The sequence below is a fragment of the Legionella sp. W05-934-2 genome (assembly GCF_964199965.1).
Taxonomy (GTDB): Bacteria; Pseudomonadota; Gammaproteobacteria; order Legionellales; family Legionellaceae; genus JAFIFT01.
On the sequence record NZ_CAXMZT010000015.1, the window covers coordinates 1 to 12,101 of the forward strand.

A 12,101-nucleotide genomic window follows, 5' to 3' on the forward strand; every position below is an offset into this window, starting at 1 on the left:
GGTCCGACCCGGATACATCGGTAACACAAGTGACCGGATACATAGGTAACAGTTAACATATTCTCAGATGAACGCTTAGGAGTCTGAGATGCCTTGGAAAGAGACTGAACCTATGACAGAAAAGATTAAATTCATAGCCAATTATTTAGATGACAGCTTTGATTCATTTAATGAACTCTGCTTGTTTTATGGAATAAGTAGAAAGACTGGATACAAATACGTAGAGCAATACCAAAAAGAAGGCTTAGATGGCTTAAAAGAACGCTCTAGAGCACCCCATCATCATGGTCGAAAAACAGCTGACTGGAAAGAGTCGAGCATTTTAGATGTTCGTGATAAACACAAAACATGGGGTGGAAAAAAGATTTTGAATTGGCTTTCTCAAGAATATTCAAATGTTGATTGGCCGGCAAAAAGCACCATAGACGATATTCTCAAAAGAAACGGTCTTGTTAGAAAGCGTAGAAAGAGGAGTCATGTGGCGCCTTACAAAGAACCTTTCGCATTGTGTACGAACCCTAACGATGTATGGAGTATTGATTTCAAAGGACAGTTTTACCTGAGAAATAGACAAAGGTGTTACCCCTTAACTGTTACGGACAACTTTAGTCGTTATCTTTTAGAGGTTCGAGCATTCAAACGCATCTCAAGTCATGAGACACAAGAAGCACTCAAATTGATTTTTGAAGAGTATGGATTACCGAAAGCGATTAAAAGCGACAATGGAGTTCCTTTTGCGAGCACTGGAATTGCTGGTTTATCGAGACTTTCTATTTGGTTGATTAGGCTTGGAATAATCCCGGAGAGAATCAGAAAGGGGCACCCAGAAGAGAATGGTAGGCATGAGCGCATGCACCTTACCTTAAAAAATGAAACAACTCTTCCAGTAATGGATAATCAGCAAGCCCAACAGAAACGTTTCGATGAATTTAGATGGGAATATAACCAAGAAAGACCCCATGAAGGCATAGGCTTTCAAAGACCATCATGGCTATACAACCACTCTGAACGTTCATTTCCAACGCAACTGCCCCAAATTGAATATGATACTAGGCATGTAAAAACAAGAAAAGTCAGAACAAATGGCACAATCAAATGGTTGGGAAAAGAAATTTTTTTATCTGAGCTATTAGTGGGCGAGACAGTAGGACTTATCCCCAGAAGTGAAGAGGAGTGGAACATCCACTACTCTTTCATGCCCATTGCGATATTTAATGATAGGGAACAAAAAATGTATAAAATATGATACAGTTTTGTTACCGATGTATCCGGTCAAGTTTGTTACCTATGTACCGGTCACACCGGGGTAAAATCTTGCTCGCGGGAGAGGGTTGGGGCTAAGTAATCCACACAATTTTTGAACAAATAAATTCGGGATAATTTTGTGCATTAAATGAGCTAAAAAAGAGTTTGTGTTACATGATGACACATGATCAAATATGTTTTTCTGACGAACGTATAAGACAAGAGGCATCATGCAACACACAGAATTATTACATAATATTTTAGATAAATCAGGAGCAATTCAACATAAAGGAAGACTAAAGTCGGTAATGACGGCGGTATCAAGTGTTATGAGCGGTGCAAATCTGGATTTAACCTCTATGGGCAGATATATGAACAAAGAGATTAAACCCAAAAGCAAGATTAAAGAAATAGATTATTTGCTCAGTAACGGACATCTTCACAAAGAGCGCTTGTTTATATATAAGGCAATTAATGAGTGGGTCATCGGCCAGGAGAAGTTGTTATTTATAGCGATTGATTGGTCCAGCATGGTCGCACATCAACATCACCTGCTACGTGCAAGCATTATTCGGAAAGGTCGATGTATCACGGTTTATGAAGAAATTTATCCGGAAAGCGCATTGAGCACGGGAGACAGCCATCAAACTTTTTTAAGAAATTTAAAACGGGTTTTACCTGAAAATCGAGACATTTGTATTATTGTTGATGCAGGATTTAGAACGGATTTTTTTATACAAGTTGAAACAGAAAATTGGGACTATGTTGGACGTATTCTTTCAACCATGCACTATACACTCCGAGAAGAAGATGATTGGAAACCTTGCACCAGCCTTTATGAGCAAGCCACATCAGAGCCAGAAGCAATTGGTGGGGTTAAATTAGCTAAATCAAATAAACTGGATAGTCAGTTGTATCTTTATAAAAAATTTGAAGAGGCGGTAAAGAAGCAGCCTGTAAAAGTAAGAAAAATTAAGCATGGCAGGAAAGAAAAAGATTATCGTAATGCAGCAAAAAAGCCTTGGTTGATTGCATCATCACTTGAAATACCCGCAGGAAAAATAATGGCTATTTACAAAAGGCGTATGAAAATTGAACACGACTTCAGAGACTCTAAGGATCCGAAATGGGGCTTGGGAATAAGAGAAAGTAGAGCATTTGATCCAATGCGCTTGATACTGCAGTTGCTTATAGGATTTCTTGCTTCTGTAATATTATGGCTTATTGGATTATGTTTAGAGAAAAAAGGGCTACATTGTGATTTTCAAGCTAACTCAATTAAGCATAAGCGCGTACTATCACTGATATTTTTGGCACTTGAGGCAATTAGGAGCGGTTATATGAAATTTATTTCTGAGCTAGATTTCTGTGAGCTTAAACAAGGTGGTTTAGACGATGAAATATTATCTGTTCAATTTTTGTAGGGATCACTTAGGGGTTGGGGAGAGGGTAAAAGGCGATACTGTCAGTCAGAAAGAATATTCATAATAACTTCAAGGACAGATGCGGTTTCCTGTAAAATTTCATTGTTCCAAAAACGTAACACCTTGTATCCATGTGTATTTAGCCAAGCAGTACGCTCTATATCATATGCTTGGTTATCAAGATGTTGACCACCGTCTACCTCAATAATGACTCGCTTTTCAATACATATAAAATCAACGATATACCTGCCAATTGGAACTTGTCTTTTAAATTTAAAACCAAGTCGATTTGCTCGAAGATGATACCAAAGATGCCTTTCAGTATCAGTACTATTTTTCCGTAACCTTCTTGTTCCCTCTCCCCAACCCTCTCCCGCGAGGAACAACATAATATCACAATAAATCTTCTCGCGGGCGAGGGGGTTCTCTTTGGTTTTGCCAAATTTTCTTATTGAACAAAAATATATCAGGATTCCTCAGCGCTTCGCTAATCCTGGCTATGATTTCTGAGGAATCCTGACAATACCGCATTAAAACTAAGCGTCATTGACCAATGACGTCAATCATTTCATAATCAATATTGATGAACCAAGCACCCGGAGTGGAGATGGATTTCAATGCCATGCTAAATACCATAAATGCTTTCGTTTGGGGTCCTTATATGCTTGCCTTTTTGGTAGGAACAGGGGCTTATTTAACCCTGCGTTTGGGGTTTCTTCAGTTAATTAAATTACCGATGGCATTGGGATTATTATTTCAACGTTCGGATAAAACTGAATCAGGCGATATCCCCCCCATCCAAGCATTAACCACGGCCTTATCTGCCACAATCGGCACTGGCAATATTGCCGGTGTTGCCACGGCCATATTTCTGGGTGGGCCGGGTGCTATTTTCTGGATGTGGATTTGCGCATTTGTTGGCATGGCAACCAAATATGCCGAAGCAGTACTTGCAGTCGAATATCGACATTTATTACCCGATGGAACCATGCAAGGCGGCCCCATGCGTTATATCGCTGAAGGCCTCGGATTAAAATGGCTTGGGTGGCTATTTGCCTTAATGGGCTCCCTTGCCGCCTTTGGCATTGGCTCGATGGTACAATCCAACTCAGTGGCCTTGGTTTTAGAGTCCACCGCAGGTATCCCGCCTTATCTCTCAGGAATTATCTTAGCGGTGCTCACGGGGATTGTTATCATTGGTGGCATTAAACGAATCGGCAAAGTGACGGAAAAATTAGTACCGCTGATGGGGATTTTCTACGTCAGTGCCGAACTGATCATTTTAATATTGCATGCTGAACAAATCCCGTCTGCATTGGCGTTAGTATTTAATCATGCTTTTTCCCCCACTTCCGCTTTTGGCGGCTTTGCCGGTGCAACGGTTGCGGCTGCCATGCGCTTTGGTATTGCCCGAGGGGTCTTTTCTAACGAAGCGGGTCTCGGCAGCGCTCCGATTGCACATGCAGCGGCTAAAACGAATAGTCCTGTTCGCCAGGGATTAATTGCCATGACAGGTGTGTTCTTTGACACCCTGCTTATCTGCACCTTAACGGCACTTGTCATTCTCACAACAGGGGTGTGGACCAGTGGCGCAACATCGAGTAATCTTACCTCGCTTGCATTTGAAACAGGTTTGCCAGGATATGGCGCCTTGATTGTCACTATTGCTATCGCTATTTTTGCTTATTCAACCATGATCGGTTGGTCTTATTATGGGGAAGAATGCATTGAATATATATTTGGTTTAAAAGCGCGAGTCCCCTATCGCTTTATGTTCTGTTTTGCCATAGCTTTGGGTGCATTTTTGAAAGTTGACTTCGTGTGGAATTTTTCCGACACCATGAATGGTGCCATGGCTATCCCCAATCTTATTGGGTTACTGGGGCTATCCGGCGTTGTCGTCAAGTTAACCAAAGCACATTTTTACAAATTAGAAGGGATTGTCGATGAATCAACTTGAATCACTGTGGATGCCATTTACCGCAAATCGTTATTTTAAATCGCATCCGAAACTGCTAGTCAAAGCAGATGGCATGTATTACACCACCAATGATAACCGACTCATCTTAGATGGAACAGCGGGATTATGGTGTGTCAATGCAGGACATAATCAACCCAAAATCACGGAAGCGATTCAGCAACAAGCCGCCACTATGGACTACGCCCCTGGTTTTCAGATGGGGCACCCACAAGCCTTTGAGCTCGCCCAACAACTCGCACAAATTGCCCCTGAACCACTCAATCATGTCTTTTTCACCAATTCAGGGTCAGAGTCGGTGGACACCGCTTTAAAAATAGCCATGGCTTATCAACATGCTCGCGGCAAACCGGAACGTCAGCATTTCGTTGGTCGAGAACGTGGCTATCATGGTGTTGGCTTTGGCGGCATTTCCGTTGGCGGAATTGCAACTAACCAGAAAGGATTTCAGTTATTATCCAATGTCTCTCATTTGCCAAGCACCCACGATATAGCACATAACGCCTTTTCCAAAGGCCAGCCCACATGGGGAGCACATCTGGCAGATGCGCTATTAGATATCATTGCCAACACCCCCCATATTGCTGCTGTTATCGTTGAACCGGTTGCTGGTTCAACGGGATTATTAGTTCCTCCCCAAGGCTATTTGCAGCGATTACGAACGCTTTGCGATGAGCACGATATTTTATTAATTTTTGATGAGGTCATTACCGGATTTGGTCGAGTTGACGGCCCTTTTTCCGCACCTTTTTTTCATGTCATTCCTGACATTATTACCACGGCAAAAGGACTCACAAATGGTGCAGTGCCAATGGGCGCTGCCATCGTTCGCGATGATATTTATCATACGATTGTTGACTCAGCGCCGCAAAATGGCATTGAACTGTTTCATGGTTATACCTACTCAGGCCATCCACTTGCCTGTGCTGCCGCACTTGCAAGCCTGACCGTCTTTGAGGAACAAGGGTTATATCACCGCGCCCAGCAGCTATCGGAATTTTGGCAACACAGCGTTCATAGTTTACGCGGGCTTCCCCATATCGTTGATATACGCAATATTGGCTTAGCTGCAGCGATTGAGCTTGAGCCGATAGAAGGAGCGCCCGGTCAACGAGCCAGGGACGTGTTTAATTCTGCCTTTGATAAAGGTGCTTTAGTCCGTTACTCCGGTGAAACTATTGTCTTATCACCACCCTTGATTATTGAACAAGCGCAAATCACTCAACTGGTTTCAATTCTGGCAGACAGCTTGTCAAACAAGGATTAATCATGACGCTTCCCAGCCACTCTCTCATCACCGGCATGCGCATGATGGTGGCTGGTCTTATTTGCTTTTTAACCTACCAGTGGATGAATTGGCCCGAAGGTTATTGGTCAGTTGTCACCGTTTCAGCCATTACCCAGTCAATGTTATCGGACACCATGGTCAAGGCAGTGCTTCGCTTTTGGGGCACTTGCCTCGGTGCGTTAGTCGGTTTAATCTTTGCCTACTTAATACATGATAATCTCTTCTGGTTAAGTTCCATTTTTCTTATCTTTATCACTTTGACAACCTACGTCGGACTGCAAACGAAACCTTATCAATACGCTTCCGTGGTGGCTGGATTCACGGCGGTGGTTGTCATCGCCTCGAAAGCGATGGGCAACTTACAAGACATTGCTTTGTTTCGAACACTAGAGGTCATATTTGGTATCTTTGTCTATGCCGGCGTTAACCTCATTGTCTTAAGTTTACAAAAAGACTCCGATGCCTTTATAGCGCCTCGATTTAAAGAAAAAATTAGCCAAGTTTTCAAAAAAATACACTGGTCTTCCAAGTCGCTTATCGATACGCTCATCATCAGCATACCTACTACGCTCACATTCCTATCTTGGTTAATTTGGAAATACCCCTATGGCTTTTGGACAACGATTACGCTTTTAATCATCATGGAAGATAGTGCTACGGACACGGAAAAGAAAAGTTTCATGCGTCTCATCGGGCAAATACTTGCTGCCAGTTGCGGTTTATTAGTGGCCTATTACGCTGGGGGTGATTTGCTCATAACCGGAATCGCCTTAGCCATCGGCTTTTTCATCAGTGGGTGCATCATCGGCTCTGGCTCACCGATTGCAGGTGTTGGCAACCATGCGGGTTCAGCAATTGCCATCATGCTATTAGTTGGCTTAAAGGAGGGAACCACAGACGTTGTGTTGGGACGTTTTTTCAACGTCCTCGCGGGTATCTTAATAGCAAACCTTGTCATGTGGCTCAAAACCAAAATATACCCAGCGACAGCCCTACAATAAATAACTGCCCAAAACATGTGACTGCATTTTGTTTGAAATGATATTTGATATACATAGTGATCATTAATTGCTATAATGAATGTTTTTTATAAATTTGATGCATCATGAAAACAAAAATTGCCTATAGTCCGGATTATTCAACCACTACCTATTTTGTATCAAATCCTAATAGTTTTTCTATTGTGAAAGTTATCAAGGCGACCGATAGCCAAGCGTTACAAGTTAAAAGAGAAATTGATTGCTTACAAGACCATGGATTACTCATTCAAACCCACGAAGAGCCCACATCCGGATACCGCGGATCAGCATTTAGCAAAAAGCCGTTAACCAAACAATTTACCATTGAAATCCAGTACATTGATGGGGTTAATCTGGATCAATTTGTTCAAGACAATCCAAATCTTTCGCCCGAACAATGGGCCTGTCTTATCTACCACATGCTAGTTGCCATAGATAATTTCCATCAACATGGATGGGCTCACCGTGATGTGAAACCGGATAATTTTCTATTAACCAAGCAAGGGATAGTTGTCATTGATTTCGGGCATGCAGTGAAACAGTTAGATGCCAAGGACTGTTATGGGATCGGTAATCTATCGTTTGCCGCACCAGAAGCGCTATCAGAAGAGAATGCGGTCAATGATCAACAGTCAGATTTTCACGCATTGGGTAAAAGTATTCTCATGATGCTAGGCTGTTTCGCTCCTTCTCCGTATCAATCCCCACCATTAGATTTCATGCATGACATACCTGAAAAGTTGGCTAAATTGCCATTTGATACGAAACAACAAGCGTTAATTTTGCATTTGCTGGAAGGTTTATGTCTTCCTAAACATGGTGAACGAATCACGCCCAAAGATGCCAGTGAACAATTAAAAGTCCATTCTACAACAATTGAAGACTTGAGTTGGCTTGACCAAAAAACGATTCAATTTAATCCACTTCATCGAAAGTATGCGAGTCAATCCGCCAGCACAATGGGTGAGGAAAATTGCGTGTCGCCTTTTAGTCTATTTGAGCCATCTAGAAATAAAGGTAATGCAGAAAAGCCATTTTCTAATGGATCAGTAGAAAAAAAATCATTTTCTTTAACGGGAATTTAGTCAATCGAATACCGTTGCATGATATAACCAAAGCAATCCTGGCGGATGATTGTCTCGCTCGTACAAAACATCGCCGGAACTATCGGACGTTTCACCCGAATTTCGCCATTGTCATAATGGAACATGTCGTCACTCACATCCTCACCCTGTTCATTGATAACCTGCAACTTCAAGTCGACCTGATGACGCCAACCAATGCATGTATTTTCTGACAATTCAAGAAAATTCATGCTCTCGATGTTTTCGATAAACGTGAATCCATAACTGGATTGAGGTAATTTATCGAATGTGATGGTAGCTTCGTTAGGCACATAGATTCGTGCAATACTATGAAACATGGCCACATCATTATTGGTTAATCGACTTGTTTCCAACTGGGGAAGATTTAAAACCTCTTCGACAAACTGATACACACGCTCAATGCCAGCCTCTTTGCCAGAACGACCACTTTCTATGGTGATAGCTGTTGTAAACTGGTTCAGTGCTACCGATAACGTTTGATGGGGTCTGGTAAAATATACCACGAGGTTACTAAATAATTTTGCTAAATGAAGCGAATCAAACCCTAAGGTATTCACACAACTGTAAAACGGATTGCTGCCGGTATTATTATGAATATCAATGCCCGCAAACGGTTTTCGAGCGCGTAGATAATTGAGCACTTGATTGGCTATGAGATGTTCAGGCCGCGAGCCGCCAGCCCAAATACGATTATAATCCACCTGGCCCACGAGCCGTCTTTGGAATAATTTAGCCGCATACACATTGCCAACCAAAATAATCAAGTCCCGAGGCAAGGTCTTATCACCCGATAAATAATCGCTTAACAAGTGCTGTAATGCATAAAACCCCGTTGTTTCATTGCCATGCAATAGGATTGAGACAAATAAAGGTGGCTTATCATGGGTGCTTTTCAAATCGATTATCGTGGGGTTAGGCATTAATGTCATGAGATCGCGCGGATCAATGGTTAAAAATCCATCGGGTAATGTATGAATAATCGTAAGCTTGGGGTCTAAATGTTCCATTGGTATACAGGTATTTCTTGGGTTTGATTATCGAGGTAAAAATATACCATATTGTTAAAGTCACGGCCATATTTTGCGATGAATTTTCGTTGCCATTGCGAGCCCGTCAATCGACGCTTCACGCGTTCTTCGATAATCGTTAAGTAATAGTCAATGAGTTCTTGGTCGAAATCGAGCGTTTTTAACCCTATTTTTGCATTGGGAATTAGCTCTTCCAGCAACAATGTGGTGATATCTATCTGCTTTTGGTTTAACCACATTAAATCACAATCAAGGCCATCTTTCGCCGCACGATAAAAGTTACTGGCTGTTGTTTCAAATGTTATCTCGGTTTCAGGCGGTACTTCTTTTCTTGCATAGTAATTTAATAACCCTAGAAACAAGGCGACGTTGGCAATACTGTCTATCATGCTGGGCCCTGCTGGATTGACTCGATGTTCAATTCTTAAATTGGGTTTAGCTGGATTATCCATCCCCACCAAAGGGCGATTCCAACGCCAAATGGTGCCATTTTGTAGCCTTAAATGGTGCAACTGCTCTTCTGGTTCATTGGACAATTCCGGTAACAAAATCAAATTATCATGGAGGTTTTCGGAAAATAATTCCATTAACGATGACGCCACAAATTGTTGCCCAAATGTCGCGCGCTTATAAGTTGCCTGGCTACCATTCTTAGAATGGGGAATGGCGGTTGACTGTTCAAATATAGGGATCCTTGTTTCGCACCATAAGTTGTTGCCGAATAAATAAGGGGAATTGGCCGACACGGCAACCATCGGCGCAGCAATGATTTGCGAGGCATTATACATCCTAACCGAATCAGCGAGACAAATTTGCACATGGATTTGCAAAGAAGTGTTAACCGATTCCAAGAGTAATCCATAAAAGGATGTCTGGAAATGATCAATGCCTTGAATTTCAGCCATAACTGGCTGTCCTTTTCGGTAAAAATTAATTTCCTCTTCTAGTGCATAATACCGTTGGCAAGGATACATGTTTTCTGCCACAAGCATGCTTTGTTGGACGGTTGGCAAAATCCCAATCGCTATCGCCGACACATCGAGTTGATTGGCCTCGTTACAGCAACGCTGCCAAACTTGTTTTAAATCTTGGTACAGTTCATCTAAGCAAAAGTGCCCCAAGGAGATCGCTTTTGTATTGATTTCAAAATTATATTTTGCCAGTTCTGGCACAACGTTTTTGTCATTGACAGCCGCAATCATGGGCTCGCTCTTGCTAGCAGGAAAACCGTGTTTATCGATTAACCATCCCTCCAGCTCCACACCAATTTGCAGTGGGTTGCAATCAAACACATCTTCCGCAAACCAGTTGCTTAAAATGTCCGTTTCGCGCTTTAATCGCTGTTCAAACTGCTCAAAGTCACTGCGGCAAAATGTTGAAGAGGAAATTTCCTGTCCCATAATCTCTCGCCTTCCTTCTAGCCTATCCGTTGTCCATAACGTGAGGGACATTCCCTTATATACCCATGATCATTCAAAATGCAAGTTTCCTGATATTACAGCATCCAGCCAATGATGACAGCGTAACTGGTTATTACCATTGCATGAATTGATAAAAATGTCTAGTAAGCACATCGAGCCATGGTGTAAAAACGTTTCCGAATGGTGTCAAAAATGATACAATGGAAATCCATTTCTTCCTTGTTCGATAATCATGGTACAACCTTATCCCCGGTTACTTTTTGTCATTTTGTTTCTTACGACGGTGGAACAGTTTGCGGTGGATTTGTATTTGCCATCTTTACCCGCCATGACCAACTATTTTGGCGCCCCGGCAAGTTATCTGCAGCAAACACTGACGCTTTATTTATTCGGTTTTGGACTATCCCCACTTTTATTTGGCCCCTTATCCGATCGCTATGGCAGGCGCCCAATTGTGTTATTCAATTTAGGGCTTTATCTAGCAGCCAGTTTGTTATGTGCGCTGGCTACCGAGATTCATTGGCTACTCGCTGGACGCTTAGTCAACGGCATCGCCAGTGGGGGGATCGTCGTGGCGACGTCAGCCATGTCGCGAGATAGCTATCGTGGAAAAGCCCTGATTGCTGTATCCGCTTATATGTCCATGGTTTGGTCGCTAGTGCCCATAATTGCCCCAACCATTGGTGGCTATATCCAACATTATTTAGGCTGGCGAGCTAACTTTTATCTCATATTTCTCTATCCCCTGCCTATGATCCTGTATTTATTTGCCACGTTGCCAGAAACAAATCCAAATCCCACTACCCGCTTAGCGGTTTCTCGGGTGATTTCCCGCTATATGCATTTCTTGAATGATCGCTTTTTTATAATACATGTGTTGGCAACCGCTGTGACGTTTGCAGCGACCATCGCCTTCAACACTGCCGCTCCCTTCTTATTCCAAGACACGCTACACCTGAACGCTGTTCAGTTTGGTTGGCTCTCGTTTGCTGTGGCATTGAGTTATTTGATAGGCACAATAGCCAATAGTTACCTCCTTCGTTATTTTTCGATTGCAACTCTCCTTAAGATTGGACAAACCATCATGGTGAGTGCCTCATTGGTGATGTTGATCATTGGTTTTTTGGGCACAATGACTGTTGCCACACTGGGCATTCCCGCAAGTCTAATCATTCTGGGGGAAGGGTTCATTTATCCCAATTCAGCAGCGCTTGCCTTTAATAATGTCAAAAAACATTTGGGCATTGCGACCGCGTTATATGGCAGTATTCAGTTAATTACTTGTTCGGTAGCCAGCGCGCTTGTCGCCATCTTTCCAGAGTCAAACCAAATTCCGCTCGCCCTCTTCTTGCTCGGATTATCATTGGTTCTGGTGTTGAGCTTTAGAACGTTGGATGATCCGAGTGGAAACGTTGATCGCGTTTTTGTTGAGTCGGCGTCTAAATATTGGAGAGTTGAATAATGTTTTCCCCGCATTTTGCTTCGCTTCATGCGGGCTACGATTGGTACAATTCGATTAGCGGAACATTTTAATCACACATTCCCCTTGCCACCGTGCGAAGCATAAAGGAGTGACGTGAACACGGTATTTG

10 protein-coding genes are annotated in these 12,101 nt (G+C 42.5%); 7 read left to right on the forward strand and 3 right to left on the reverse strand.

Annotated elements, in window-relative coordinates; all coding sequences use genetic code 11:
* The first annotated feature begins 88 nt into the window (after positions 1-88).
* Positions 89-1,246: a DDE-type integrase/transposase/recombinase gene (locus AB3348_RS14045; RefSeq protein ID WP_367608242.1), complete on the forward strand. Its 1,158-nt coding sequence runs from the start codon at positions 89-91 to the stop codon at positions 1,244-1,246.
* A 229-nt stretch (positions 1,247-1,475) separates the two neighbouring features.
* Entirely contained in the window at positions 1,476-2,669 is a 1,194-nt protein-coding gene (locus AB3348_RS14050) for an IS4 family transposase (protein WP_367608243.1), read from the forward strand.
* Between the two features lie 41 nt (positions 2,670-2,710).
* Here AB3348_RS14050 and AB3348_RS14055 read toward each other — a convergent pair whose 3' ends face one another.
* A complete protein-coding gene (locus AB3348_RS14055) occupies positions 2,711-3,058 on the reverse strand; it encodes an endonuclease domain-containing protein (protein WP_367608244.1) in 348 nt (115 codons plus the stop codon).
* 194 nt (positions 3,059-3,252) lie between these two features.
* Between AB3348_RS14055 and AB3348_RS14060 the strand changes: the two genes are divergently transcribed.
* From AB3348_RS14060 to AB3348_RS14075, 4 genes are all read left to right on the forward strand, one after another.
* A complete protein-coding gene (locus tag AB3348_RS14060) occupies positions 3,253-4,629 on the forward strand; it encodes an alanine/glycine:cation symporter family protein (RefSeq protein WP_367608245.1) in 1,377 nt (458 codons plus the stop codon).
* On the forward strand, positions 4,616-5,914 hold the full coding sequence (locus AB3348_RS14065; RefSeq protein ID WP_367608246.1) for an aspartate aminotransferase family protein: 1,299 nt from the start codon (positions 4,616-4,618) through the stop codon (positions 5,912-5,914). Before AB3348_RS14060 ends, AB3348_RS14065 begins: the two co-directional genes overlap by 14 nt.
* A 2-nt stretch (positions 5,915-5,916) precedes the next feature.
* Entirely contained in the window at positions 5,917-6,936 is a 1,020-nt protein-coding gene (locus tag AB3348_RS14070; RefSeq protein ID WP_367608247.1) for an FUSC family protein, read from the forward strand.
* A 104-nt stretch (positions 6,937-7,040) separates the two neighbouring features.
* Positions 7,041-8,039, forward strand: coding sequence for a protein kinase (locus AB3348_RS14075; RefSeq protein ID WP_367608248.1), 999 nt, complete (start codon positions 7,041-7,043; stop codon positions 8,037-8,039).
* Here AB3348_RS14075 and AB3348_RS14080 read toward each other — a convergent pair.
* Complete coding sequence (locus AB3348_RS14080; protein ID WP_367608249.1) at positions 8,036-9,067, reverse strand: M14 family metallopeptidase; 1,032 nt, start codon at positions 9,065-9,067, stop codon at positions 8,036-8,038. The two genes, AB3348_RS14075 and AB3348_RS14080, sit on opposite strands and share 4 nt — an antisense overlap.
* A complete protein-coding gene (locus AB3348_RS14085; RefSeq protein WP_367608250.1) occupies positions 9,055-10,488 on the reverse strand; it encodes a glutamate-cysteine ligase family protein in 1,434 nt (477 codons plus the stop codon). Before AB3348_RS14085 ends, AB3348_RS14080 begins: the two co-directional genes overlap by 13 nt.
* Before the next feature lie 253 nt (positions 10,489-10,741).
* On the opposite strand from AB3348_RS14085, the gene AB3348_RS14090 reads away from it, so the two are divergent.
* Positions 10,742-11,971, forward strand: a complete 1,230-nt coding sequence (locus AB3348_RS14090; RefSeq protein WP_367608251.1) for a multidrug effflux MFS transporter — start codon at positions 10,742-10,744, stop codon at positions 11,969-11,971.
* The last annotated feature ends 130 nt before the right edge of the window (positions 11,972-12,101 follow it).

Excerpts from the sequence above, each read along its gene's own strand:
- AB3348_RS14045 (WP_367608242.1), top strand. The coding sequence starts at position 89 with ATGCCTTGGAAAGAGACTGAACCTATGACAGAAAAGATTAAATTCATA.
- AB3348_RS14050 (WP_367608243.1), top strand. The coding sequence starts at position 1,476 with ATGCAACACACAGAATTATTACATAATATTTTAGATAAATCAGGAGCA.
- AB3348_RS14055 (WP_367608244.1), bottom strand. The coding sequence starts at position 3,058 with ATGTTGTTCCTCGCGGGAGAGGGTTGGGGAGAGGGAACAAGAAGGTTA.
- AB3348_RS14060 (WP_367608245.1), top strand. The coding sequence starts at position 3,253 with ATGAACCAAGCACCCGGAGTGGAGATGGATTTCAATGCCATGCTAAAT.
- AB3348_RS14065 (WP_367608246.1), top strand. The coding sequence starts at position 4,616 with ATGAATCAACTTGAATCACTGTGGATGCCATTTACCGCAAATCGTTAT.
- AB3348_RS14070 (WP_367608247.1), top strand. The coding sequence starts at position 5,917 with ATGACGCTTCCCAGCCACTCTCTCATCACCGGCATGCGCATGATGGTG.
- AB3348_RS14075 (WP_367608248.1), top strand. The coding sequence starts at position 7,041 with ATGAAAACAAAAATTGCCTATAGTCCGGATTATTCAACCACTACCTAT.
- AB3348_RS14080 (WP_367608249.1), bottom strand. The coding sequence starts at position 9,067 with ATGGAACATTTAGACCCCAAGCTTACGATTATTCATACATTACCCGAT.
- AB3348_RS14085 (WP_367608250.1), bottom strand. The coding sequence starts at position 10,488 with ATGGGACAGGAAATTTCCTCTTCAACATTTTGCCGCAGTGACTTTGAG.
- AB3348_RS14090 (WP_367608251.1), top strand. The coding sequence starts at position 10,742 with ATGGTACAACCTTATCCCCGGTTACTTTTTGTCATTTTGTTTCTTACG.